This window comes from Streptomyces sp. AC555_RSS877, assembly GCF_019049245.1.
In the GTDB taxonomy this organism is placed as follows: Bacteria; Actinomycetota; Actinomycetes; order Streptomycetales; family Streptomycetaceae; genus Streptomyces.
Window position 1 is genome coordinate 264,159 of the sequence record NZ_JAGMUK010000060.1, and the last position, 23,821, is coordinate 287,979.

The 23,821-nt window shown below is 71.4% G+C and carries 19 protein-coding genes; 9 read left to right on the forward strand and 10 right to left on the reverse strand.

All coding sequences use genetic code 11. The annotated features are described in order from the left end of the window. The first annotated feature begins 31 nt into the window (after nucleotides 1–31). Nucleotides 32–1,204, forward strand: coding sequence for a TDT family transporter (locus tag KUM49_RS28000; RefSeq protein WP_217239731.1), 1,173 nt, complete (start codon nucleotides 32–34; stop codon nucleotides 1,202–1,204). Here KUM49_RS28000 and KUM49_RS28005 read toward each other — a convergent pair. The 4 genes from KUM49_RS28005 to KUM49_RS28020 all read right to left on the reverse strand — a co-directional run bounded on the left by KUM49_RS28005 (nucleotide 1,116) and on the right by KUM49_RS28020 (nucleotide 6,485). After that, a complete protein-coding gene (locus KUM49_RS28005) occupies nucleotides 1,116–1,829 on the reverse strand; it encodes a helical backbone metal receptor (protein WP_217239732.1) in 714 nt (237 codons plus the stop codon). The two genes, KUM49_RS28000 and KUM49_RS28005, sit on opposite strands and share 89 nt — an antisense overlap. Then, the gene (locus KUM49_RS28010; protein ID WP_217239733.1) at nucleotides 1,826–2,398 is read right to left on the reverse strand and encodes a helix-turn-helix domain-containing protein; all 573 of its coding nucleotides are present in this window, start codon (nucleotides 2,396–2,398) and stop codon (nucleotides 1,826–1,828) included. Before KUM49_RS28010 ends, KUM49_RS28005 begins: the two co-directional genes overlap by 4 nt. Before the next feature lie 387 nt (nucleotides 2,399–2,785). After that, nucleotides 2,786–5,404, reverse strand: coding sequence for an ABC transporter permease/substrate binding protein (locus tag KUM49_RS28015; RefSeq protein ID WP_217239734.1), 2,619 nt, complete (start codon nucleotides 5,402–5,404; stop codon nucleotides 2,786–2,788). Then, nucleotides 5,397–6,485, reverse strand: coding sequence for a glycine betaine/L-proline ABC transporter ATP-binding protein (locus KUM49_RS28020; RefSeq protein ID WP_217239735.1), 1,089 nt, complete (start codon nucleotides 6,483–6,485; stop codon nucleotides 5,397–5,399). Before KUM49_RS28020 ends, KUM49_RS28015 begins: the two co-directional genes overlap by 8 nt. Before the next feature lie 197 nt (nucleotides 6,486–6,682). Here KUM49_RS28020 and KUM49_RS28025 point away from each other — a divergent pair, with 197 nt between their 5' ends. From KUM49_RS28025 to KUM49_RS28040, 4 genes are all read left to right on the forward strand, one after another. After that, nucleotides 6,683–7,612, forward strand: coding sequence for a 5'-3' exonuclease (locus tag KUM49_RS28025; protein ID WP_254401900.1), 930 nt, complete (start codon nucleotides 6,683–6,685; stop codon nucleotides 7,610–7,612). A gap of 120 nt (nucleotides 7,613–7,732) precedes the next feature. After that, entirely contained in the window at nucleotides 7,733–8,578 is an 846-nt protein-coding gene (locus KUM49_RS28030) for a siderophore-interacting protein (protein ID WP_217239737.1), read from the forward strand. A 245-nt stretch (nucleotides 8,579–8,823) separates the two neighbouring features. After that, nucleotides 8,824–10,386, forward strand: coding sequence for an amino acid permease (locus KUM49_RS28035; protein WP_217239738.1), 1,563 nt, complete (start codon nucleotides 8,824–8,826; stop codon nucleotides 10,384–10,386). 42 nt (nucleotides 10,387–10,428) lie between these two features. Next, nucleotides 10,429–11,379, forward strand: coding sequence for an RluA family pseudouridine synthase (locus tag KUM49_RS28040; protein WP_217239739.1), 951 nt, complete (start codon nucleotides 10,429–10,431; stop codon nucleotides 11,377–11,379). On the opposite strand, the gene KUM49_RS28045 is transcribed toward KUM49_RS28040, so the two are convergent. From KUM49_RS28045 to KUM49_RS28070, 6 genes are all read right to left on the reverse strand, one after another. Next, nucleotides 11,373–12,863 (reverse strand): cytochrome P450, encoded by a 1,491-nt coding sequence (locus KUM49_RS28045; protein ID WP_217239740.1) that lies wholly within the window; start codon nucleotides 12,861–12,863, stop codon nucleotides 11,373–11,375. The two genes, KUM49_RS28040 and KUM49_RS28045, sit on opposite strands and share 7 nt — an antisense overlap. 127 nt (nucleotides 12,864–12,990) lie before the next feature. Next, nucleotides 12,991–13,614, reverse strand: coding sequence for an ATP/GTP-binding protein (locus KUM49_RS28050; protein ID WP_217239741.1), 624 nt, complete (start codon nucleotides 13,612–13,614; stop codon nucleotides 12,991–12,993). Then, nucleotides 13,595–14,011 carry a DUF742 domain-containing protein gene (locus KUM49_RS28055; RefSeq protein WP_217239742.1) on the reverse strand — a complete coding sequence of 139 codons (417 nt, stop codon included), beginning with the start codon at nucleotides 14,009–14,011 and terminating at the stop codon, nucleotides 13,595–13,597. The genes KUM49_RS28050 and KUM49_RS28055 overlap by 20 nt, the downstream gene beginning before the upstream one ends. Further along, a complete protein-coding gene (locus tag KUM49_RS28060) occupies nucleotides 14,008–14,415 on the reverse strand; it encodes a roadblock/LC7 domain-containing protein (RefSeq protein WP_217239743.1) in 408 nt (135 codons plus the stop codon). The genes KUM49_RS28055 and KUM49_RS28060 overlap by 4 nt, the downstream gene beginning before the upstream one ends. Beyond that, entirely contained in the window at nucleotides 14,412–16,007 is a 1,596-nt protein-coding gene (locus KUM49_RS28065) for an ATP-binding protein (RefSeq protein ID WP_217239744.1), read from the reverse strand. The genes KUM49_RS28060 and KUM49_RS28065 overlap by 4 nt, the downstream gene beginning before the upstream one ends. Before the next feature lie 320 nt (nucleotides 16,008–16,327). Then, nucleotides 16,328–16,963, reverse strand: coding sequence for a TetR/AcrR family transcriptional regulator (locus KUM49_RS28070; RefSeq protein WP_217239745.1), 636 nt, complete (start codon nucleotides 16,961–16,963; stop codon nucleotides 16,328–16,330). Nucleotides 16,964–17,130: 167 nt separating this feature from the next. On the opposite strand from KUM49_RS28070, the gene KUM49_RS28075 reads away from it, so the two are divergent. From KUM49_RS28075 to atzF, 4 genes are read left to right on the forward strand one after another with little or no spacing between them, the layout of a single operon-like run. Continuing rightward, a complete protein-coding gene (locus tag KUM49_RS28075) occupies nucleotides 17,131–17,955 on the forward strand; it encodes an urea amidolyase associated protein UAAP1 (protein WP_217239746.1) in 825 nt (274 codons plus the stop codon). After that, nucleotides 17,952–18,557, forward strand: coding sequence for an urea amidolyase associated protein UAAP2 (locus tag KUM49_RS28080; RefSeq protein ID WP_217239747.1), 606 nt, complete (start codon nucleotides 17,952–17,954; stop codon nucleotides 18,555–18,557). Before KUM49_RS28075 ends, KUM49_RS28080 begins: the two co-directional genes overlap by 4 nt. Next, the gene (locus KUM49_RS28085) at nucleotides 18,554–22,066 is read left to right on the forward strand and encodes a 5-oxoprolinase/urea amidolyase family protein (protein WP_217239748.1); all 3,513 of its coding nucleotides are present in this window, start codon (nucleotides 18,554–18,556) and stop codon (nucleotides 22,064–22,066) included. The genes KUM49_RS28080 and KUM49_RS28085 overlap by 4 nt, the downstream gene beginning before the upstream one ends. A gap of 14 nt (nucleotides 22,067–22,080) precedes the next feature. Then, on the forward strand, nucleotides 22,081–23,733 hold the full coding sequence (gene atzF, locus KUM49_RS28090; RefSeq protein WP_217239749.1) for an allophanate hydrolase: 1,653 nt from the start codon (nucleotides 22,081–22,083) through the stop codon (nucleotides 23,731–23,733). Nucleotides 23,734–23,821 lie beyond the last annotated feature (88 nt).

The window sequence follows — 23,821 nt, forward strand, 5'->3', positions numbered from 1 at the left end:
AGCGGCCCGTCCCCGGCGAGACGGTGGACACATGGTCACCGCAGCCCGGCCCCTCCCCCGTGCCACCGCACACCCGCCGCGCGCCCTCGCCGTCCGCCACCTCGGACCGAACTGGTACGCCTGCGTCATGGGCACCGCCATCGTCGCCACCGCCGGAGCCGGCCTGCCCTTCCAGGTCCCCGGCCTGCGCACCGTCTGCACCGCCGTCTGGGCCCTCTCCCTGACACTGCTCCTGGCCCTGCTCGGCGCCCGGGCCCTGCACTGGAGGCACCACCGCGACCAGGCCCGCGCCCACCTCCTGGACCCGGCCACGGCCCCCTTCTACGGCTGCCTCGCCATGGCCCTGCTCGCCGTCGGCGGCGGCACCCTCACCCTCGGCCGGGACTGGATCGGCACCGAGGCGGCGGTGGCCGTCGACGCCGTGCTGTTCACCGCCGGTACGGTCGTGGGGCTGGCGGCGGCCGTCGCCGTGCCGTACCTGCTGGCCGTACGCCATCGCGTGGAGCCCGGTCAGGCGACGCCCGTGTGGCTGCTGCCCGTCGTCGCGCCCATGGTGTCGGCCGCGCTCGGGCCGCTCCTGGTGCCGCACCTGCCGCCCGGTCAGCCGCGGGAGACCCTGCTGTTCGCCTGCTGCGCGATGTTCGTGCTGAGCCTGCTCGCGACCCTGGCCGTGCTGCCGATGGTCTTCGCCCGGCTGATCGCCGGCGCGCCGCTGCCCCTCGTTCTCACCCCGACCCTGTTCCTGGTGCTCGGCCCGCTCGGCCAGTCCACGACCGCCGCCGGCCACTTCGCGGACGTGGCGCCGGGAGTCGTACCGGCTCCGTACGGCGCGGGCTTCGGCGTCTTCGCGGTCCTGTACGGCGTTCCCGTCCTGGGCTTCGCCCTGCTGTGGTGCGCACTGGCCGCCGTGCACGTCCTGCGCGCCCGGCGGCAGGGCATGGGCTTCGCGATGACCTGGTGGGCGTTCACCTTCCCGGTGGGCACCTGCGTCACCGGCGCGGAGACGCTGGCCCGGCACACCGGGCTGCTCGCCTACGACTGGCTCGCCGTCGTCCTGTACGGCGTCCTCGTCGCCGCCTGGGCCATCGCCGCCGTGCACACAGCGCGCGGCCTGCTCAGCGGCTCGCTGCTCGCAGCGCCTCGCCCAGCACCCGCGGCGCCTCGGCCAGCGACGGCCCGTACCACGTCAGGTGCCGTCCGCTGACCAGCGCGCAGGGCAGGCCGGGGAAGGCCTCCGGGCCGTCGTCGGCGGTGAAGCGGTAGGGCTCGTCGGGCAGGACGACGACGTCCGGGGCGGCGGCCCGCAGCTCCTCGACGGGGATGCGCGGATAGCGCTCCGCGTGTCCCGCGTACAGGTGGTCGACGCCCAGGCGGGAAAGGACGTCGCCTGCGAAGGTGTCCCGGCCCAGGACCATCCACGGCCGCCGCCAGATCGGGACGACCGCTGTCCTGCGGTGCTCGGGCGGCGGTGGCGCCGACCAGGCTTCCTCGGCCTCGTCGAGCCAGCGAGGGCTGGTCCTCGCCCCGCAGGCGCACAGCACGCGCCGGAGTTCCCGCAGGGCCTGCGGCACGTCCCGCACCTCGGTCACCAGCACCTCGACGCCCGCCTCTCGCAGGGCGGCCAGGTCGGGGACGCGGTTCTCCTCCTCGTTGGCGATCACCAGGTCGGGGGCGAGGGCGACGATCCGGTCGACCTTCGGGTTCTTGGTACCGCCGACGCGCACCACGTCGAGGCCGGCCGGGTGCGTGCACCAGTCGGTGGCGCCGACCAGGGTGCCGGTCTCGGCCACGGCCTCCGTGAGGGACGGGACGAGCGAGACGACCCTCACCGGCGCGGCCGGTCCTGGACCGCCTCGATGTGCTCGGCCACGGCGACGACGACCACGCGGGTCTCGGCCACGGTCGCCCGCCAGCGGTGCCGGACGCCACCGGTCAGGTACAGGGTGTCGCCGCGGCCGAGGCGGTAGGCGCGGCCCTCGGCCTCGATCTCGACGCCGCCGTCGGCGACGTACATCAACTGGTCGTTGCGGTACTGGAATTCACGGCCCGCGTCGTGGTCGCCGGTGAACTCCGAGGCGTGCATCTGGTGGTGACCGCGCACCAGGGAGCGCATCCGGGGTTCGAGCGGCGGAGCCTCGGTTCCCTCCAGGCGCACGACGTCGACGCTGCACGCCGGGTCGGCGGCGGCGAGGAGTTCGACCGCGGTGGTGCGCAGGGCGTCGGCGACCTTTTCGAGGGAGCTGCGGCTGGGGCGCGCGCGTTCGTTCTCGACCTGGCTCAGGAACGGGACCGACAGCCCGCTGCGCTCGGCCACGACGGCGAGGGTGAGCTCCAGCGCCCGGCGCCGACGCCGTACGGCCGCGCCCACCCGAAGGGGCTGTTCTTTGTGGTCGCCCATCGCTCGGCTCCCTCCTCGGCTCGTCGGTCCGCTTCCCTCGCGCCACGGTTCGGACTCACTGCTCCTGATGACTTCTCTGCACCCTACGCATGTTCGCCAAACCGTTTCATGCGCCCGTCACATCGCGGACACACCACCTGTCACCGGACCTCACAGATCGCGCCAGGTGATCGGCTCCCCACGGTCGCCGGACGTAGTCGTCCCCCGCGGGACGAAGGGGCCGACCAGCAGGCCGGACGGTGGCCGGGGCCAGAGGTCGGTGACTTTGTGTGATTGGCCGGATCCCGCTCGCGGAGGGGGTCCGGACATGACCCGAGGGGCGGGCCTCACCACACGCTGTCAGGACGCGTGGGGAGGCCCGCCCCTCGGGCGGCTTCGGTGCGGCGGCTACCGCGGGGTCATCCGGCCGACCATGTCCGGGTGCTCCTTGAGCCACGCGGCGACCGCTTCCTCCTCGTGGCCCTGGCCGCGCTCGTTGATCTCGGCCTCCAGGCTGCCGAGCTCGTCCTCGCTCATCTTGAAGTTCTTGATCCACTTCGTGAGCTGGGGGTACTCCCCGGGGAACTTCTCGTTGGAGATGGTGCGGATCGTGTTGCCCTCGCCGAAGAACTTCTTGTCGTCCTTCAGCTTGGTGAGGTCGTACTGGCTGTACGCCCAGTGCGGCGACCACAGGACGACCGCGACGGGCTCCTTCTTGGCGTAGGCGCGCTTGAGTTCGGCCAGCATCGCCGGCGTGGAGCCGTCGACGACCTCGTACTCCTTGTCCAGGCCGTAGCCGGGCAGGACCTTGGTCTTGAGCAGGTTCATCTCGCCGGTGCCCGGCTCGATGCCGATGATCTTCCCGTCGAAGAGACCGGCCTTGCCCTTGAGGTCCTCGTAGGACGTGACGCCCTTGACGTAGGAGGGCACCGCGATCTCCAGCGAGGTCGGCTCGTACCAGGTGCCCAGGTCCGCGAGTCTGTCCTTGCTTTTGTCCCAGTAGTTCTTCTGCGCGTACGGCAGCCAGGCGTCGAAGTTGAGGTCGAGGTCACCGGAGGCGAGGCCCGTGTAGACCGGGCCGACGTCCATCTGCTTGAGGTTCAGCCGGTAGCCGCGCCGCTCCAGGACGTTCTTCCACAGGTAGGTGACGGCGATGTCCTCGTCCCAGGGGAACCAGGCCACGTCGATCGGGTTCTTGGCCTCGGCGGGGGTGGCGCCGGAGCCGCTCGCGAGCGGGGCCAGCTTGTCGACGAGGCCGGGGTTCTTCTTCAGCCAGGCGCGGACGGCGTCCTGCTGCTTGCCTTCACCCGCCTTGTTGATCTCGGCTTCGAGGCCGGTGAGCTGCTTCTCGTCCATCGTGAAGTTCTTCAGCCACTCACCGACGACCGGGTTGTCGTCCGCGAAGCCCTTGCGGGCGACCGTGTGCACGCCGTCGCCCTTGCCCCAGGCGCCCTTGGGGTCCTTGAGCTTCTTCAGGTCGTAGTCGCTGTACGCCCAGTGCGGCGACCAGAGCGTGACGACGATCGGGTCCTTCTTGCTGTAGGCCCGCTTGAGCTCGGCCAACATCGCCGGCGTGGAGCTGTCGACGACCTGGTACTCCTTGTCCAGGCCGTACTCCTTGAGGACCTTGCTCTTGAGCAGGCTCATCATGCCGGCGCTGGACTCGATGCCGGTGATCTTCCCGCCGAAGGTTGCGGCCTTGCCCTTGAGGTCCGCCAGCGAGTCGATGCCCTTCATGTAGGAGGGCACGCTCAGCTCCAGGGAGGTCTGGCCGTACCAGGCACCGAGGTCCTCGAGCTCGCCGCCGTACTTCTTCCAGTACTGCTCGTGGGTGGTCGGCAGCCAGGCGTCGGTCTGGAAGTCGACGCTGCCCTGGGCGAGGGAGGTGTAGAGCGGGCCGGCGTCGAACTGCTTGGTGTCGACCTGGAAGCCGCGCTCCTCCAGGATCTCCTTCCACAGGTAGGTGGAGGCGACGCCCTCGTCCCACGGGATGTAGCCGATGGTGATCTTCTTGCCCTGGCCGACGTCCTTGCCGTCGGCGACGGCCGTGGAGCCGCCCGTGCTGTTGCCGAAGACGCCCATGCCGCCCGCCACGAGGGCGAGGACGACGATGCCGACCACGGCGATCTGCGGGCGCGGCCGGTACGACCAGACCTTCACGCCCTGCGCGGCGCGTGCCCTGGCGGCGGCGCGGCGGCCCAGCGGGGAGACGTGGACGCCCAGGGCGCCGGTCATGCGGTCGAGGTAGATCGCGAGGATCACGATGGCGACGCCGGCCTCGGAGCCGAGGCCGATGTTGAGCTGGCCGATGGCCTGGTTGACGTCGCCGCCGAGGCCGCCGGTGCCGACCATGCCGGCGATCGCGGCCATGGACAGGCCCAGCATGATGACCTGGTTCACGCCGGCCATGACGGTGGGCAGCGCGAGCGGCAGCTGGACGCGCAGCAGTGTGTCGCGCGGGGTGGTGCCGAACGCCTGGGCGGCCTCGACCAGTTCCTTGTCGACCTGGCGGATGCCCAGCTCCGTCATGCGCACCCCGGGAGCGAGCGCGAAGATCAGGGTCGCGACGATGCCCGCGGATGCGCCGGTGCCGAAGAACAGGATCGCCGGGATGAGGTAGATCATCGCGGGCAGCGTCTGCATGAAGTCCAGCACCGGCCGGACCAGTCCGCTGACCCGGTCGGAGCGTGCCGCCCAGATGCCCACCGGCACGGATATCACCAGCGCGATGAGCGTGGCGACGAGGACGAGCGACAGGGTCACCATCGCGTTGTCCCACAGTTCGAGGGAGTCGATGAAGGCGAATCCCGCGAAGGTGAGCACACCAGCCAGCGTGCCGCGCAGCCAGAACGCGAGCACGGCGAAGATGGCCGCGAGGATCAGGGGTTCGGGCGCCTGGAGGACGGCGTTGATGCCGTCGTAGGTACCGGTGAAGACGGTCTTGAGGAAGTCGAAGAGCCAGGCCATGTGGCCGAGCAGCCAGTCGACGGCGTCGTTGACCCAGTCGCCGAGCGGAATCCTAGGCACGGGACACCACCTTGTCCCCGCCCTTGTCCCGGGGGGAGTCGCAGGCCACCGGGGCGCCCTGCTCGTCGCCGAGGAACCCGACGAGCCGCTGTCTGGGTACGACGCCGACGGGTGCGCCTTCCGCGTCGAGGACCGTCACGGGGTGTGTCACACGGGCGCTGATCGCGCACAGTTCGGCGAACGGCGTGTCGGGCGTCGCGGTCTCGCACGAACACCGGCCCTCGTCGCCCCGCACGTCCGTGTCCATCACGGCGGACGCGGTCAGGACGCGGGAGCGGTCGACGTCCTGGATGAAGGAGGCCACGTAGTCGTTCGCCGGGCGGATGAGGATGTCCTCGGCCGTGCCGTTCTGGACGATGCGGCCGTCGCGCATGACGGCGATGCGGTCGCCGAGGCGCATGGCCTCGTTGAGGTCGTGGGTGATGAAGACGATCGTCTTCTTCAGGGTCTGCTGGAGCTGGAGCAGTTGGTCCTGCATGTCCCGGCGGATCAGCGGGTCGAGCGCGCTGAAGGACTCGTCCATGAGCAGCAGGTCGGCGTTGGTGGCGAGGGCGCGGGCCAGGCCCACGCGCTGCTGCATGCCGCCGGACAGTTCGTCGGGCCAGGACTTCTCCCAGCCGTCCAGGCCGCACATGGCCAGGGCCTCGGCGGCACGCGCCTCCCGCTCGCGGCGGGGCACGCCCTGGACTGACAGGCCGTAGGCCGCGTTCTCCAGGACGCTGCGGTGCGGGAAGAGCGCGAAGTGCTGGAAGACCATGCTGATCTTCTTCGCGCGGACCGCGCGCAGATCGCGGTCGGTGAGCGCGGTGAGGTCCTGGTCGTCGAAGCGGACACGTCCCGCGGTCGGCTCCAGGAGGCCGTTGAGCATGCGCAGCAGCGTGGACTTGCCGGATCCGGACAGGCCCATCACGACGAAGATCTGGCCGGGCTCCACCGTGAAGGAGGCGTCGATCACCGCCGCCGTGGTGCCGTCGGCACGCAGTTCCTCCCGGTCGGCGCCCTGCCGGAGCCGTTCGACTGCCTCGTCCGGTCGTCTGCCGAACACCTTGTAGAGCGCTTCGGCCTCAAGTCTGGATGACACGCGTACCTCTTGTCTCGACGGCCAGGAACGCGGAGGCGAAGGGCCACTGACAGTTGAATGCGCAACCGGCATCGCTCCGGAAGCCGCACCTGCCCTGGCCGGTACGGGTCAAACGCACAGGTGGTCCAGTTCACAGGACGTTTACGCGCGGTAAGCGCTGCGTCGCCGACACGTCTCTGTCCGTGGCGTACGGCATGATGCGTGGCGTGACCGGACGACTGATGCTCCTCGACACCGCCTCGCTCTACTTCCGCGCCTACTTCGGCGTGCCGGACTCCGTGAAGGCCCCGGACGGCACGCCGGTGAACGCCGTGCGCGGACTTCTGGAGTTCATCGACCGCCTGGTCAAGGACCACCGCCCCGATCACCTGGTGGCCTGCATGGACGCCGACTGGCGTCCCCACTGGCGGGTCGAGCTGATCCCCTCCTACAAGGCCCACCGCGTCGCCGAGGAGCACGCGGCGGGCCCCGACGAGGAGGAGGTGCCGGACACGCTCTCACCGCAGGTGCCGGTCATCGAGGCCGTCCTCGACGCGCTGGGCATCGCGCGCGTGGGCGTGGCCGAGTACGAGGCGGACGACGTGATCGGCACGTTCACCGCCCGGGCCGAGGGCCCCGTCGACATCGTCACCGGCGACCGCGACCTGTACCAGCTGGTGGACGACGGGCGCGGGGTGCGCGTGCTGTACCCGCTCAAGGGCGTCGGCACGCTGCAGCTGACGGACGAGGCGTGGCTGCGGGAGAAGTATGGGGTCGACGGCAGAGGGTACGCAGATCTTGCGCTGCTGCGCGGCGACCCGAGCGACGGCCTGCCGGGGGTGCCCGGCATCGGCGAGAAGACCGCGGCCAAACTGCTCGCCGAGTTCGGCGACCTGGCCGGGATCATCGCCGCGATCGACGACCCCAGGGCGAAGCTCACCCCGACGCAGCGCAGGCGTCTGGACGAGTCACGGCCGTATCTGGCGGTGGCACCGAAGGTCGTCAAGGTCGCGGACGACGTTCCGCTGCCGGAGGTCGACACGGCACTGCCGCGGGTGCCGCGCGACGCCGTGGCGCTGAAGGAGCTGGCGGCCCGCTGGGGGCTGGGTGGATCATTGCAGCGGCTGCTCGCGACGCTTGTCGCGTAGGCGGTGCCCCGGGGGTTTTCTTGAAGAGGTGTTTGCTTACCAACCTCTCATGTGGGGGGTGTTCACTGGGGGGAAGTGCTAACTTAGGTAAGCCTAAGCAAAGGGAACTGGGAGGCCGTCATGGCAGAACGACCGGGACGACAGCCGCGGAAGCCCCACTTCGCACAGGTCGTCCGGACCGAACGGCTGACCCCGCACATGCAGCGCGTCGTGCTCGGCGGCGAGGGGCTGGCCCACTTCGCCCCGGACACCTGCACGGACCACTACGTGAAACTGCTGTTCCCGGCGGATGGCGCGACCTACCCCGAGCCCTTCGACTTGCAGCGGATTCGCGAGGAGTTCCCGCGCGAGCAGTGGCCCGTGACCCGGACGTACACGGTCCGCGCCTGGGATCCCCAACACCGCGAGCTGACACTGGACTTCGTGATCCACGGCGACGAGGGCCTGGCCGGACCGTGGGCGCTGCGCGCCCAACCGGGTGAAACCGTGTGGTTCATGGGCCCCGGCGGCGCCTACGCCCCCGACCCGGCCGCCGACTGGCATCTGCTCGTCGGCGACGAGAGCGCCCTGCCCGCGATCGCCCGCTCCCTGGAAGCGCTGCCCGCCGGCGCCCGCGCCCACGCCTTCATCGAGGTCTCCGGTCCGGAGGAAGAGCAGAAGATCGACTCCGATGTGGAGGTCGTCTGGCTGCACCGTGGCGAGGGCCGCATCGGCGACGCGCTGACCGAGGCGGTACGGGCCCTTGAGTTCCCGGAAGGCCGCGTGCACGCGTTCGTGCACGGCGAGGCGCACTTCGTGAAGCAGCTGCGCCATCTCCTGCGGGTGGAGCGCGCGGTCGCCCGCGAGGACCTGTCGATCTCCGGCTACTGGCGGCTCGGCCACGACGAGGACGGCTGGCAGGCCTCCAAGCGGGACTGGAACGCGCGCATCGAGGCGGAGCAGGAGGGGACGGCGCCCGCCGCCTGACCCGTCGACCTCAAGGGCGGCCCGTGCTGGAGCACGGGCCGCCTTCGCGTTGCCCCACGGACCACTGCGCTGAAGTACCGCGACTCCTGCACAGACGCGATACGTCGCGATGGCGGACGCGCGGCAGGAGCGTGAGCACTTGGGCCCGCTACAGATACGGCGGCGTCATGCGGGCGAAACAGGTGCTACCTAATTTCTGTCACCCGACAGGAATTCCGCTCCCTGCGCTGAAGGCAGGTGCCGCCGTGACGACCACCACCCCCTCCGAGGTACGCCCCGATCCCCCGCACTCCCCCGACGACCGCTCCCTCACCGAGTTCGGCTACCGCCAGGAACTGCACCGCAGCCTGGGCCGGTACGCGTCCTTCGCAGCCGGGTTCTCCTTCATCTCCGTCCTGACGACCGTCTTCCAGTTCTTCGCCTTCGGGTACGCGTTCGGCGGCCCCGTCTTCTTCTGGACCTGGCCGGCGGTACTGGTCGGGCAGCTCATGGTGGCCGCCTGCTTCGCCGAACTGGCCGCCCGCTATCCGATCTCCGGCGCCATCTACCAGTGGTCGTCGCGTCTGTCGAACCTCACCTTCGGCTGGTTCGCCGGCTGGATCATGGTGATCGGGCAGATCGTCGTGGTCGCGGCCGCGGCACTGGCGCTGCAGCTGGTGCTGCCGGCGATCTGGTCCGGCTTCCAGCTGATCGGCACCGACTCGGCGATCACCTCGGCGGACGGCGCGGCCAACGCGGCCGTCCTCGGCGTGATCCTGCTGTCGCTGACCACACTGGTGAACATCCTCGACAACCGCGTGATGTCCGTGATCAACCGCGTCGGCGTCACCGCCGAGATCATCGGCGCGGTCCTGATCGTCGTCCTGCTGCTGACCCACTCCGAGCGCACCCCCGGCATCACCTTCCACACCGAGGGCGCCGCCCAGTCCGGCCTGCTCGGGGCCCTGCTGGTGGGCTCGTTCGCGGCGGCCTACGTGATGATCGGCTTCGACAGCGCGGGCGAGATGAGCGAGGAGACGCACCATCCGCGGCGCACCGCGCCCCGCACCATCCTCGTCGCGCTCGGCGCGGCCGGCCTGCTCGCCACGCTGATCGTCCTCGGCGGCCTGCTCGCCGCCCCCAGCCTCACCGACGGGCGTCTGGCCGTCGACGGCCTGAGCTACGTCCTCACCAGCAGCCTGGGCGACGGCGTGGGCCGCGTCCTGCTGGCCGACGTGGTGGTGGCGATCGCCGTGGCCACCCTGGCCATCCAGACGGCCGCCTGCCGGATGCTGTTCTCCATGGCCCGCGACGGCCAGCTCCCCTTCTCCGGCCGCCTCGCCAAGGTCAACCCGCGCACGGGCATGCCGAGCGCCCCGGCCCTGGTGGTCGGCGTCCTGGCGGCGGCCCTGCTGCTGCTCAACTTCGCCTCCCCGGACGCCTTCCTGGCCATCGGCACCACCTGCATCGTGATGCTGTACCTGGCGTACGCGATGGTCACCGGCCCGCTCCTGGTCCGCCGCCTGCGCGGCGAGTTCGGCGCTGAGGCCACCGAGGCCACCGAGGCCACCGACGAGACGAGCGCCCGCCTCTTCTCGCTCGGCCGCTGGGGCGTTCCCGTCAACGCGCTGGCCCTGCTGTACGGCCTGTTCATGACCGTCAACCTCGCCTGGCCGCGGGCAGCGGTGTACGACCCGGCGGGCGGGCACTGGTACTTCCAGTGGTTCACGGTGCTGTTCCTCACCGTGACCGTGGTGATCGGCGTGGTCTACCGGGCGTACAAGGCTCGTGCGGCGGTGGCGGAGGTGCCCGAGGCGGTCGCGGCCTGACAGCCCGCTCGGTCGCTGCGTACACGCTTACGCTTGCCCGTGATGACACGCAGCCGCCGGATCCCGCCCTCTCCCCTGCCGCAACGCGAGGGGGTGGATCCGGTGCGGGTGCGGCTGCCCGTCGAGGGGCCGTGGGCCACCGTGCGCGCCCACCTGACGGAACGGCTGTCCGGAGCGGGCGCCGGCGTGGTCGACGGGCTGTTCGACGCCGGGCGGGTCGTCGGGGCGGACGGGCGGGCGGTGGCGCCGGACGCGGCCTTCGTGCCGGGGATGTTCGTGTGGTTCCACCGGGACCTGCCGGCCGAGGTGCCGGTGCCGTTCCCGATCGAGGTGGTGCACCGCGACGAGCACATCGTCGTCGCCGACAAGCCGCACTTCCTGGCCACCATCCCGCGCGGCAGCCATGTCACCGAGACCGCGCTCGCCCGGCTGCGCCGGGAGCTGGACATCCCCACGCTCGGTGCCGCCCACCGGCTCGACCGGCTCACCGCCGGGCTGGTGCTGTTCACCGTGCGGCCCGAGGAGCGCGGCGCGTACCAGTCGCTGTTCGGCGACCGCCTGGTGCGCAAGGAGTACGAGGCGGTCGCCCCGTACGATCCCGGGCTCGTCCTGCCCCGGACCGTGCGCAGCCGGATCGTGAAGGAACGCGGGGTGCTGGCCGCCTACGAGGTCGAGGGCGAGCCGAACGCGGTCAGCCGCGTCGAACTGGCCGAGCACGGCGGGCCCGGCCTCGGCAGGTACCGGCTCACTCCCACCACCGGGCAGACCCACCAGCTGAGGGTCCACATGAACGCCCTCGGCGTGCCCATCCTCGGCGACCCGCTCTACCCGGTGGTGACCGGCCCCGTGCCGGCCGGTGACTTCCGGCGTCCGCTCCAACTTCTGGCGCGGAGCCTGGAGTTCACCGATCCGGTCACGGGGGTGGCGCACCTGTTCCGCAGCGCGAGGACTCTTCGGGCCTGGTCCTCGTACGACGAGTGGGCCGGTCAGTAACCGCGCCACCAGCGCACCAGGCGCCGCCAGGCGCCCATCGGCCGGACCGGCTCCGGCGTCGGCGCGGGCGGCTGCGGCGGGGCCGCGACCGGCTGGGGCTGAGGCTGGGCCACGGCCGCCGGAGCCGGCTCCGGCGGGTGAGTGCCGACCTGCCAGTTGGACCGCTGGGAGGGAACCGCGGCGTGACCGGGCTTCTCCTTCACGTCCTGCTGCGGCCTCGGGGCGAACCGCACCGGCAGTTCCACCAGGTGGCGCGAGGCGATCGACTCGGCCCAGCTCAACTGTTCCTCGTCGCAGTCGAGTTCGACGTCCGGCAGTCGCATCAGCAGCGCGTCGACGCCGGTGTCGGCGATGGCGCGGCCGATGTCCTGGCCGGGGCACTCGTGCGGTCCGCCGCCGAAGGCGAGGTGGGAGCGGTTGCCCATCATGTTGGCGGACAGGTCCGGGCGTACGCGTGGATCGATGTTGCCCGGCGCGATGCCGAACAGCATGCCGTCGCCCTTGCGGATGCGCCGGCCGCCCAGCTCCGTGTCCTGCTTGGCGAAGTACGCGAGGACCGTGCTGATCGGCGGCTCGTCCCACAGGGACTGCTCCACCGCCTCGGGAACCGTCATCTGGCCGCCGCTGAGCTGGGCGCGGAAGCGCGGGTCGGTGAGCACCATGCGCAGCACGTTGCCGATGAGGTTGACCGTGGACTCGTAGGCGGCGAAGAGGACGAGACGCAGGTGCTCCCTGACCTCGTCGTCGGTCAGACGGGCCGGGTGGGTGATGAGGTGGCTGGTGAAGTCCTCCTCGGGCTGGGCGCGGCGCCGGGCGGTGAGCCGGCTCAGCGCGTCCATGACGTAGCCATGGCTGGCGATCGCGGTCTCGGTGCCCTTGAGCGCGTCGCGGGCCGCCTGCACGAGCCGCTCGCTGTACTCGTCGGGCATGCCGAGGATCTCGCACATCACGGCCATCGGCAGGTGCTCGGCGAACTCGCTGATGAGGTCGGCAGTGCCCTGTTCGCAGAAGCGGTTGACGAGCCGCTGGGTGTGGCGGTTGATGTGCCGGCGGATGCCCCGGTGGTCGATGGTCGAGATGGCGCCGTTGACCGCGCCGCGCAGCCTGAGGTGCTCGTCGCCCTCGGCGTGCGAGGCGATGGGCTGCCAGGCGATGTGCGGCATGAGCGGGTGGTCGGGCTTGACCATGCCCTCCTGGAGCGGCGTCCAGATGCGGCTGTCCCGGCAGAACTGCGAGGGGGTGCGCAGCATGTGCAGGTTCTCGGTGTGGCCGAGCACCACCCACATCGGTACGTCGTCGTGCAGCAGCACGGGTGCCACCGGGCCGTGCTCCTCCCGGAGTTGCTCGTACAGGGACCCGAGGTCCTCCGCCTCGGGGCCGTAGAGCCGGTGCAGTCCGCCGGGGCCGCGGCCGTGGGCGGGGCAGCCGGGCGGCGGGCCGAGGGAGGGGTCCGTACCGGTAAGGGAGTGGGATTCAGGCGTCACAGTGGTTGCTCCGAAGTGGATCCGGTGTCCGTGTCTGTCTGCGGGGCCGGGGCTGGCCGGCTGGGAAGCCGTGTCCGGCGTGGGAGCCGTATCCGGCCGGGGCCGGCCGGTCGCGGCGGGTGCGCGGTCATCGTCGTAGCGAGCCCGTCGTGGCGAGGGAGTGCAGGAAGCGCATCAGGGTCATCAGGGTGTCCCGGCTGGAGGCGCGGCGGCGCGCGTCGCACTCGATGATGGGGATGTCCGCGCTCAGGTCGAGTGCCGTGCGCAGTTCCTCGACGGGGTAACGGGGCGCGTCCGGGAAGGAGTTGACGGCGACCACGAACGGCACGCCGCGCTCCTCCAGGCGGCCCATGACGTCGAAGCTGACCTCGAGCCGGCGGGTGTCGATCAGCACGACCGCGCCGAGCGCGCCCTCGAACAGGCCGTTCCACAGGAACCAGAAGCGTTCCTGGCCGGGGGTGCCGAAGAGGTACAGCACGAGCTGGTCGGTGATGCTGATGCGGCCGAAGTCCATGGCCACGGTGGTGGCCGTCTTGGTGTCGGAGCCGTAGTTGTCGTCGACTCCGACGCCGGCCTGCGTCATGGTCTCCTCGGTGGTCAGCGGTTTGATCTCGCTGACCGAGCCGACCATGGTCGTCTTGCCGACCCCGAAGCCGCCGACGATGACGATCTTCACCGCGGCCTCGGCGGTGTGCGGGAGGTGGTCCTCGGTTCGTGGACCCGTGATGGTGTCAGAGCTTTTGAAGTCCATGCATCACCGCTTCGAGGAGGGAACGGTCGGCCAGCGCCTGGCGGATGATCGGGGCGCGGACCGTCACCAGTTCGGCCGCCACCAGCTCGGTGAGCAGGACGGTCACCACGCTGAACGGCAGGCTGAGATAGGCCGAGAGTTCGGCCACGGACAGGGGGGCGGTGCACAACCGGAGCAGCGCCGCCTGCTCGGGCGTGGCGGAGGGCGGGGGGTCGGCGCGCGCCACGATTAACGTGACCAGGTCGAGCTCGACGCGCTCGACGCCGTCGGGCCCGGTGATCACGTACAGCCGCTCGGGGTTCTTCTTCGGCCCCTGGGGGGGTTGCTGTTCCTCCTGGGGGGGCTGCGGAACCGGTTCTGGCGTGGGGAATCGCCGCTGGCGTTGCGGAGGAGTCATACGGTCTGGCCGTTGCGCCTGGGCGGGCTGGTGAGGTGCGCGCCGATCCGGATGACGAGGTCGCTCATGCGGGCGCTCATGAAGCCGGGTTCGGCGCGCACGTCGGAGAGCACCGCGAGGTAGGCGTTGGCACCGGCGGCCATCAGGTAGAAGTAGCCGCCGTTGATCTCGATGAGCACCATCTTCATCTCGCCGTCGCTGCCCGGGATCTCCTGGGCGACGGCGGTCGCCAGGCTCTGCAGGCCGGCGCAGGCCGCGGCGACGCGGTCGGCGGTGTCCGGGTCACCGCCGTGGCGGGCGATGCGCAGGCCGTCGGCGGACAGCACCACGATCATCTGGATGCCCGGTACGCCTTTGGCGAGGTCCGTGAGCATCCAGTCGAAATTGCCTCGCTGCTGGATCACTGGGGGTTCCCCTCGTCGTCGGCCTCGACGCGGGCCGGTTCGTTGGTCGGCTGGGTGAATGCGGTGGGGTCGGGGCGCTTGAGTCCGTCGAAGAACGCCTGGACCCACAGGCCCGGCGGGGGTCCGGGTGCCTTCTCCTCCGGCTCCGGCTCGGGCTCGCGCCTGGCGGTCGACCAGATGGTCGGCCTGCCCTCCCGTTCCGCCTGTTCGATGGCGGCCTGTTCGGCGTACCGCTGGGTGAGCGAGGTCTTGACCCGGCTGCGGCGCTGCGGCAGGCCGCCCGCGGTCCACTCGGTGACCTCGGGGACGTCGTCCTCCATGGAGAGCGCGGCCGTGAACTTGGGGCTGGTGGGGCGGCGCTTCTTGACCGTGCGCTTGGGGCCCGGGAGGGCGCCGAGGTCGACCTGGGGCACGGCGGTGGCGCCGATGCCGTGGGCGAGTCCGACGCCGGGTTCGGAGGTGAGCATGTCGCTCGGCACGACGAGGATCGCGCGGACACCGCCGTACGCGGAGGCGCGCAGCGACACCTGCATGTCGTACGTCTTGCAGAGCCGGCCGACGACGGCGAGGCCCAGGCGCGGGGACTCCCCCAGGTCTTCGAGGTCGAGGCCCGCCTTGGCGCGTTCCAGCATGCCCTCGGCCTTGGCGCGGGTCTCCTCGCTGAGGCTGACGCCCGCGTCCTCGATCTCGATGGCGACGCCGGTCTGCACCTCGGTGGCGGTGACGTGGACCTTGGTCTGCGGCGGGGAGTAGCGGGTGGCGTTGTCGAGGAGTTCGGCCGCGGCGTGGATGACGGGCTCGACGGCGGTGCCCTTGACGTTGACCTTGGCGATGGACGACAGGTCGATGCGCCCGTACTCGAGGATCCGGGACATGGCGCCGCGCAGCACGCTGTAGAGCGCGACCGGTTCGGGCCACTGACGGCCGGGCCGGCCGCCGCCGAGGACGGAGATGGAGTCGGCGAGCCGGCCGATCAGCGCGGTGCCGTGGTCGATGCGCAGCAGGTCGTCGAAGACCTCGGGGTTGCGGCCGTGGTCCTCCTCCATCTCGCGGAGTTCACTGGCCTGCTGGTGGACGATCGCCTGGACGCGGCGGGCGATGTTGACGAAGGAGCGCTGCGTGGAGTCACGCAGGACTTCTTCCTGGTCGACGATCTTGAGCACGGTCTTGATCAACGACACTTGCGCTTCGGGGAGGTCGCTCCACGCGGGGTTGATCAGGCCGAGGTCGCGAATCACCTCCAGGGGTGTATGTCCACTGCGCAGTCGGTCCAGCGCGGCCGGCGCGATCTCCTTGGCGAGGCGTGTCATCTCCTCGTCGTGGGCGGCGATCCGCCGCTCCAGATACGCGGTGTGACGGGCATGGTCCGTACGCAGGTCCTGCAGCGCGCGGCGGCGCCGGGTCGCATCGGCCGCCGTCACGATCACCAGCAGCGTGGCCACGGCTCCGCACAAGCCGACGGCCAACCGGGCCGGTTCCGTCACCACGGCGACGGCGGCCCCGGTCACCGCGGCCATCAATATGGCGGGCAGCAACAGCACGCGCGCGTAAGGAAGTTCACGGCGACCTGGAGGAGATTGAACACTCACCATGTGGGCCCTCTGAAACGAATCGGCTGGGAGTCGGGGGAGCTTGCAGGGGGGTTTGTCATGGATCTGTCGGGATCTTCGGGATATTTGGGAACAAGCGCACGAATACACCTCAACTCGGCGCGCTGCGGGCGAGCTTAGTCCGACCGGATCATCGCCATGTCATATTCGGCAAGCACCTGAAACGGGGTCGAAGACAGGAGTACGCTCAGCTCCATTTACACGCTGAGGATTCATTCGCACACGGTGCGTCACGGCGTACGGACATACGAAAACACCCACCGTGACGAGTGAAGTGCCCCCGGCGGGAACGCGCGAGGAGCTCAGACCCCCGCGATGCGCAGCGCGGCGTCCGCCGTGGCCTCCGCGAACGCCGACACCGGGCGCTCGGGGTCGGAGCGATGGACGAGGATGACTCCCTCGATCAACCCGAACACCAAGTCCGTACGAAGATCGAGCTCACCTTTGGCGAGCGCACCGCCCGCCGCGGTGGCCGCGAGCAACTGCCGGTAGGCATCCTTGAGTTCGGCGCGCACGGCATGGAAGCCGGCGAACCCCTCGGTGCGCACCTCGGGCAGCAGGTAGAGGACGCCGAGGTTGTGCGGCCCGCCGCACAGCACCTCCACGTCCGCGCGGCACAGCTCCCACAGCCGGCCCTCGGCCGGGGTGGCGTCGTCGGCCAGCAGTTCCCGGGCGTACGCCAGCGAGGGCGTGACCGTGGACTCCAGGAGCTCGGCGAGCAGCCCCTCCTTGCCCGAGACGTAGTGGTACATGGACGCCTGCCGCATGCCCGCCCGCTCGGCGACGGCACGGGTGGAGGTGGCCGCGTAGCCGAGCGTGGTGAACAGCTCCGCGGCGGCGGCGAGCAGCTCCTCGCGCGGTTCGAGGCCGCTGTCCGGCCGCTGCGCCGCCCGCGGCCTGCCGACCCGTCGGCTCCGGTCTGCACCTGCTGTCCCCATGCGTTCGATCCTCGCACACGCCCATCCGCGGTGATCTTCGTGAGGGCCCGGTAACCGAGCGGCAACGAGGCGGCAACGCCGGTGACCCGCCCCGCCTCTAATTTCTGTCAAGCGACAGAAATTAGGCATCAGCAGGACGAACGACATACGGAGCCGGAGGACCCGCGATGGCGACAGCGACCACGTACGGAGCCCGCGCCCATGCCCGCGCCCAGGAGGGCACGCGCACCGAGGCCATGCCCGTCGTACCGGCCGGCACCTGGCCGAACCCGCCCTGCGAGGCGGGTCATCTGGTGTGGGCCGAGACGGTGGCGGGCGGCAACTACACACACCGGGTGCTGGCCCGCGGCACCGAACTGCGCCTGACCGACCCGCACGGCGACGCCTGCGCGCACCTGCTGCTGTTCGCCGCCGACCGGCCCTGGGAACGGCTCAACGTCGCCGACACGGTGAAGGTCCAGTGGAACGCCTACCTCGGCGAGGGCCAACTGCTCCTCTCCGACCAGGGCCGGGTCCTCGCCTCCGTGGTCTCGGACACCTCCGGCCGCCACGACGCCCTGTGCGGCACCTCCACCCTCGTCCGCAACGGCCAGCGGTACGGCGACGGCACCCCGCAGAGCCCGTCCCCGGCAGGGCGTGAGCTGTTCAAGCTGGCGGCCGCCAAGAACGGCCTGGAACCCCGCGACCTGCCGCCGTCGCTCTCCTTCTTCCAGGGCGTGGAGGTCCGCGAGGACGGCGCCCTGGACTTCATCGGCTCGGCCGGCCCCGGCGGCAGCGTGACGCTGCGCGCCGAGCAGGACGTGACGGTCCTGGTCGCCAACGTGCCCCACCCGGCCGATCCCCGCGCCGAGTACGTCAGCACCCCGCTGGAGGTGCTCGCCTGGCGCGCCGAGGCCACCCGTCCGGGCGACCCGCTGTGGGAGGCCACGCCCGAGGGCCGCCGCGCCTTCCTGAACACCGCCGAGTTCCTTGCCGCCAGGGGGATCGCATGAGCACGACCGTCGTTCCCGCGCGCGCCGCGTGGTCCGCCGTCATACGGACCGGCGAGACCCTCACCGTCACCGACCTGCACGGCAACCAGGCCGTCGACTTCCTCGTCTACGACGCCCACGACACGTCGGTCCGCTACAGCGCCCCTGACACGATCCACGCGCAGGGCAACATCTTCCTGACCACGGGCAGCGTGCTGCTGTCCAACGAGCACACCCCGCTGATGACCGTCGTCGCCGACGACGTGGGCCGGCACGACACGGTCGGCGGCGCCTGCTCCAAGGAATCGAACACGCTCCGGTACGGCCATCACACCTGGTCGCAGCACGCCTGCGTGGACAACTTCCTCGCCGAGGGCGCGCGCCACGGCCTCGGCAAGCGGGACCTGGTCTCCAACATCAACTGGTACATGAACGTGCCGGTCGAGAAGGACGGCACCCTCGGCATCGTCGACGGCCTGTCCTCCCCCGGCCTCGAGCTGAGCCTGCGGGCCGAGCGCGACGTCCTCGTGCTCGTCTCCAACTGCCCCCAGATCAACAACCCGTGCAACGGCTTCGAGCCGACGGCGGTGGAGATGACGATCACCGAGGCGGGCACCGCATGACCTTCGACACCCTCCTCGTCGCCAACCGGGGCGAGATAGCCGTCCGGATCATCCGCACCGCACGCGAACTCGGCCTGCGCACGGTCGCGGTGTACTCCGACCCGGACCGCTCCGCCCCGCACGTCCGGCTCGCCGACGAGGCGGTGCGGCTCGGCCCGGCACCCGCCAAGGAGTCGTACCTCGACGCCGACCTGGTGCTGAAGGCGGCCAAGGACGCCGGCGCGGGCGCGATCCACCCCGGTTACGGCTTCCTGTCCGAGGACGCGTCCTTCGCACGCCGCTGCGAGGACGCCGGGATCGTGTTCGTGGGCCCGACACCGGAGCAGCTGGAGCTGTTCGGGGCGAAGCACACGGCCCGGGCGGCGGCCCAGGCGGCCGGGGTGCCGCTGGCCCCGGGGACGGGCCTGCTGGCGTCCCTGGACGAAGCACAGGCGCAGGCCGCCGGGATCGGCTACCCGGTCATGCTCAAGGCGACCGGCGGTGGCGGCGGGATCGGCATGTCGGCCTGTCATTCCACCGACGAACTCGCCGACGCCTGGGAGCGCGTGCAGCGCGTCGCCGCCGCCTCCTTCTCCTCGGCCGGCGTCTTCCTGGAACGCCTGGTGGAGCGCGCCCGCCATGTCGAGGTGCAGGTCTTCGGCGACGGCGAGGGCAGGGTGGTCACCTTCGGCGACCGCGACTGCTCCCTCCAGCGCCGCAACCAGAAGGTGCTGGAGGAGGCCCCGGCACCGGGCCTGCCCGCCCCCATCCGTGAGCAACTCGCCTCAGCCGCGCGCGACTTGTGCGCCTCCGTCGGCTACCGCTCCGCCGGAACCGTCGAGTTCGTCTACGACGCCGCCCGCGAGGAGGCGTACTTCCTGGAGGTCAACACCCGTCTCCAGGTGGAGCACCCGGTCACCGAGGAGATCTACGGCGTCGACCTGGTCGCCTGGATGCTGCGGCTGGCGCGCGGCGAGCAGGACGTCGTCCGCGACCCGGGCACCCCGCGCGGCCACGCCGTCGAGGCCCGCGTCTACGCCGAGGACCCCTCACGCGACCACCGGCCCAGTGCGGGCCTGTTGACACGGGTCGAGTTCCCGCCGGGCGTGCGCGTCGACGGCTGGGTGGAGACCGGCACCGAGGTCACGACGTCGTACGACCCGATGCTCGCGAAGGTCATCGCGTACGGCCCGGACCGGGCACACGCCCTGCGCCGGCTGGACGAGGCGCTGGCCCGCACCCGCGTCGACGGCATCGAGACGAACCTGGGCCTGGTGCGGGCGGCACTCGCGAACCGGGAATTCACCGCGGCCACGCACTCCACCGCGACGCTCACCTCCGTGAGCGATCCGACTCCGCGCATCGAGGTCGTCGCCGGCGGCACCCTCACCACCGTGCAGGACTGGCCGGGCCGCACCGGCTACTGGCAGGTGGGCGTACCCCCGTGCGGACCGATGGACGACCTGTCCTTCCGGCTCGGCAACCAGGCACTCGGCAATGCGGAAAGCGCCGCCGGTCTCGAATGCACCCTCCAGGGCCCGACGCTGCGCTTCACCCACCCCACCACCGTGTGTGTGACGGGCGCTCCGGCCCCGGTCACCGTCGACGGCACGCCGGTCGCGCGGTGGGAGCCGGTGACGGTGCCCGCAGGGGCCGTGCTGGAGATCGGCACCCCCTTGGAGCACGGCCTGCGGACGTACGTCCTGTTCGCCGGTGGCCTCGACGTGCCCGCCTTCCTGGGCAGCGCGAGCACGTTCACCCTGGGCCGGTTCGGCGGCCACGGCGGCCGGGCGCTGCGCACGGGCGACGTCCTGCACGGCGGGACGGTCGCCGAGGGCGGGCCGGTACCGCTCGAGGACCGCCCGGACCTCACCGCCGCCTGGCACATCCAGGCCGTCGAAGGCCCGCACGCCGCGCCGGAGTTCTTCACCGAGGACGACATCCACGACTTCTACGCCGCCGAGTGGAAGGTGCACTTCAACTCGGCGCGCACGGGCGTCCGTCTGGTCGGCCCCAAGCCGCGCTGGGCGCGCACCGACGGCGGCGAGGCGGGCCTGCACCCTTCCAACATCCACGACACCCCGTACTCCGTGGGAGCCGTCGACTACACGGGCGACATGCCGGTGCTGCTCGGCCCGGACGGCCCCTCCCTCGGTGGGTTCGTGTGCCCGGCGACGGTGATCAGCACCGAACGCTGGAAGCTGGGCCAGCTGCGCCCGGGCGACACCGTGCGGTTCACGCCGGTCGACGTGGCGGGCGCCCCCCGCGCCACCATCGTGGACGGCGGCATCCTCGCCCGGGACGGCGAGGTGACCTACCGCCGCAGCGGCGACGACAACCTCCTGGTCGAGTTCGGCCCGATGGAGCTGGACCTCGCCCAGCGCATGCGCGTCCACGCCCTGATGGAGGCGGTGGCCGAGCAGGGCCCGGAGGGCATCACCGACCTGACGCCGGGCATCCGCTCCCTCCAGATCCAGACGGACCCGCACCGCCTGCCCCAGCACGAACTCCTCACCGCCGTACGGGAGATCACCACCAGCCTCCCCCCGAGCGACGAACTGGTGGTCCCCTCCCGCACGGTCCACCTCCCCCTCTCCTGGGACGACCCGGCGACCCGCGAGGCGATCGCCCGCTACATGGCGGGCGTCCGCGACGACGCGCCCTGGTGCCCGTGGAACATCGAGTTCATCCGCCGCGTCAACGGCCTGGAGTCGGTGGCGGACGTGTACGACACGGTCTTCGACGCGGAGTACCTCGTCCTCGGCCTCGGCGACGTCTACCTGGGCGCCCCGGTCGCCACCCCCCTCGACCCCCGCCACCGCCTGGTGACCACCAAGTACAACCCGGCCCGCACCTGGACGGCCGAGAACTCGGTCGGCATCGGCGGCGCGTACCTGTGCATCTACGGCATGGAGGGCCCCGGCGGCTACCAGTTCGTGGGCCGGACGACCCAGGTCTGGTCGGGCTGGCAGCAACGCGGTGCCTTCGAGCCCGGCTCCCCCTGGCTCCTGCGCTTCTTCGACCGGATCAAGTGGTACCCGGTCGACGCGGGCGAACTGATCGACCTGCGCGCCGACATCACGTCCGGCCGTTTCGTACCGCGCATCGAGGAGGGCACCTTCTCGCTGGCCGAGTACCAGGCCTTCCTGGCGAGGAACGCCGAGTCGATCGAGGAGTTCAGGTCCCGCCAGCAGACGGCGTTCTCGGCGGAGCGGGACGCGTGGGAGGCGGCGGGCGAGTTCACCAGGGCGGAGGCGGCGGCCGCTCCGGCCGCTCCGCCGGCGGAGGTGACCGTCCCGCCGGGCGGCCGCCTGATCGAGGCCGAATTCGCCGCCTCGGTCTGGCAGTTGAACGTCCAGCCGGGTGACGAGGTGACGGCCGGGCAGCCGCTGCTCGCCCTGGAGGCGATGAAGATGGAGTCCAGGGTGCACGCGCCGATGGACGGCGTGGTCGCGGAGATCCTGGCCAGGCCCGGGGACCAGGTGGAGGCGGGGACGGCACTTCTGGTCCTGGCCCCTGCCACACAGTGAAAGAGGAACCAGAAATGTCCACCACCCTCTCCCGCGTCCGCGCCGCCTACGCCCGCATCGAAGCGGTCGACCGCCCCGAGATCTGGATCGACCTGCGCCCACAGCCGGAGGTCGAGGCGGAGGCCCGCACGATCGACGAACGGGTCGCCTCCGGCGAACCACTCCCCCTCGCCGGACGCCTGCTCGCCGCCAAGGGCAACATCGACGTGGCCGGCCTGCCCACCACCGCCGGCTGCCCGTCGTACGCCTACCACCCCGAGGCCGACGCCCCGGTCGTCGCCCGCCTACGCGCGGCGGGCGCGATCGTGCTGGGCACCACGAACCTGGACCAGTTCGCGACGGGCCTGGTCGGCACCCGCTCCCCGTACGGAGCCGTCCGAGGCGCCCACGACCCGACGAGGATCAGCGGCGGCTCCAGCTCCGGCTCGGCCGTGGCGGTGGCCCTGGGCATCGTCGACCTCTCCCTCGGCACGGACACCGCGGGCTCGGGCCGCGTCCCGGCCGCCTTCAACGGGATCGTCGGCCTGAAGCCGACCCGCGGCCTGGTCCCGACCACGGGCGTGGTCCCGGCCTGCGCCTCCCTCGACTGCGTGACGGTCTTCGCCCGCACCCTCCCGGAGGCCGAGCAGGCCCTCGCCCACATGGCCTCCCCGGCCGGCCGCGACCTCCCACCACTCCCCCAGCGCACGCCGGGCCCATGGCGGATCGCCGTCCCACCACGCCACCAGCTCGGCGAACTGGACGAGGGCTGGGCACAGGCGTACGAGGCCACGGTGACCCAACTCATCCAGGCGGGCGCGTCGGTGCAAGAGATCGACCTCGGCCCCTTCACCGAGGCCGCCGCGATGCTCTACCAGGGCGCGTTCGTAGCCGAGCGCTACACAGCAGTCGGCACCTTTGTCGACAAGGCGATGGCCGAGCAAGACACCTCCCTCGACCCCACGGTCGCCGGCATCATCACCCGCGCCCGCGACATCCCGGCCCACCAGCTCTTCGCCGACACCGACCGCCTGGCGGCCCTGCGCACCCGCGCCCGCACGGAACTCGCCGACGCGGACGCCCTCCTCCTCCCCACCGCCCCCGGCCACCCCACCCTCGCCGAGGTGGCCGCCGACCCGCTGGGCGCCAACGCCCGCCTGGGCCGCTTCACCAACTCCACCAACCTCTTCGACCTGGCGGCGGTCGCCGCCCCGGCCGGAGAGGTCAACGGCCTCCCCTTCGGCGTGATGCTGATCGGCCCGGCGTTCACGGACGAACGCCTGGCCCGGATCGCCGCCCTGCTCCAGCCGGAGACGCGTCTGGCGGTGCTGGGCGCCCACCTCTCCGGCCAGCCTCTCAACCCGCAACTCCTCGCCCTGGGCGCCCGCCTGGACCGTACGACCACGACCGCACCCGCGTACCGCCTGCACGCGCTGGCCACACAACCGCCGAAGCCGGGCCTCGTCCACGTAGGCACAGGGGGAGCAGCGATCGAGACAGAGGTATGGCGCCTCCCCGCGGAAGCCCTGGGCAGACTCCTGACCGCCCTCCCCCGCCCGATGACACTGGGCAGCGTGGAACTGGCGGACGGCAGCCGGCTCCCCGGCTTCCTGTGCGAACCGGACGCCCTCACGGACGCCGAGGACATCACGTCGTACGGCGGCTGGCGACCGTACCTGAACCGCTGACTGACACCAGCCCCCACCCGCCCGCACCCGCGTACGGCGGCAAGGGGCCGTGTCGGGGGTGTCCGCCCGCAGCGGTTGGCGCGTCAAC

What these genes read in the sequence shown, in the direction of transcription:
- KUM49_RS28010 (WP_217239733.1), bottom strand. Translation starts at nt 2,398, where the DNA reads ATGGGCGACCACAAAGAACAGCCCCTTCGGGTGGGCGCGGCCGTACGG.
- KUM49_RS28070 (WP_217239745.1), bottom strand. Translation starts at nt 16,963, where the DNA reads ATGGGGACAGCAGGTGCAGACCGGAGCCGACGGGTCGGCAGGCCGCGG.
- KUM49_RS28040 (WP_217239739.1), top strand. Translation starts at nt 10,429, where the DNA reads ATGACACGCAGCCGCCGGATCCCGCCCTCTCCCCTGCCGCAACGCGAG.
- KUM49_RS28050 (WP_217239741.1), bottom strand. Translation starts at nt 13,614, where the DNA reads ATGGACTTCAAAAGCTCTGACACCATCACGGGTCCACGAACCGAGGAC.
- KUM49_RS28075 (WP_217239746.1), top strand. Translation starts at nt 17,131, where the DNA reads ATGGCGACAGCGACCACGTACGGAGCCCGCGCCCATGCCCGCGCCCAG.
- KUM49_RS28025 (WP_254401900.1), top strand. Translation starts at nt 6,683, where the DNA reads ATGCGTGGCGTGACCGGACGACTGATGCTCCTCGACACCGCCTCGCTC.
- KUM49_RS28055 (WP_217239742.1), bottom strand. Translation starts at nt 14,011, where the DNA reads ATGACTCCTCCGCAACGCCAGCGGCGATTCCCCACGCCAGAACCGGTT.
- atzF (WP_217239749.1), top strand. Translation starts at nt 22,081, where the DNA reads ATGTCCACCACCCTCTCCCGCGTCCGCGCCGCCTACGCCCGCATCGAA.
- KUM49_RS28030 (WP_217239737.1), top strand. Translation starts at nt 7,733, where the DNA reads ATGGCAGAACGACCGGGACGACAGCCGCGGAAGCCCCACTTCGCACAG.
- KUM49_RS28000 (WP_217239731.1), top strand. Translation starts at nt 32, where the DNA reads ATGGTCACCGCAGCCCGGCCCCTCCCCCGTGCCACCGCACACCCGCCG.
- KUM49_RS28065 (WP_217239744.1), bottom strand. Translation starts at nt 16,007, where the DNA reads ATGGTGAGTGTTCAATCTCCTCCAGGTCGCCGTGAACTTCCTTACGCG.
- KUM49_RS28085 (WP_217239748.1), top strand. Translation starts at nt 18,554, where the DNA reads ATGACCTTCGACACCCTCCTCGTCGCCAACCGGGGCGAGATAGCCGTC.
- KUM49_RS28080 (WP_217239747.1), top strand. Translation starts at nt 17,952, where the DNA reads ATGAGCACGACCGTCGTTCCCGCGCGCGCCGCGTGGTCCGCCGTCATA.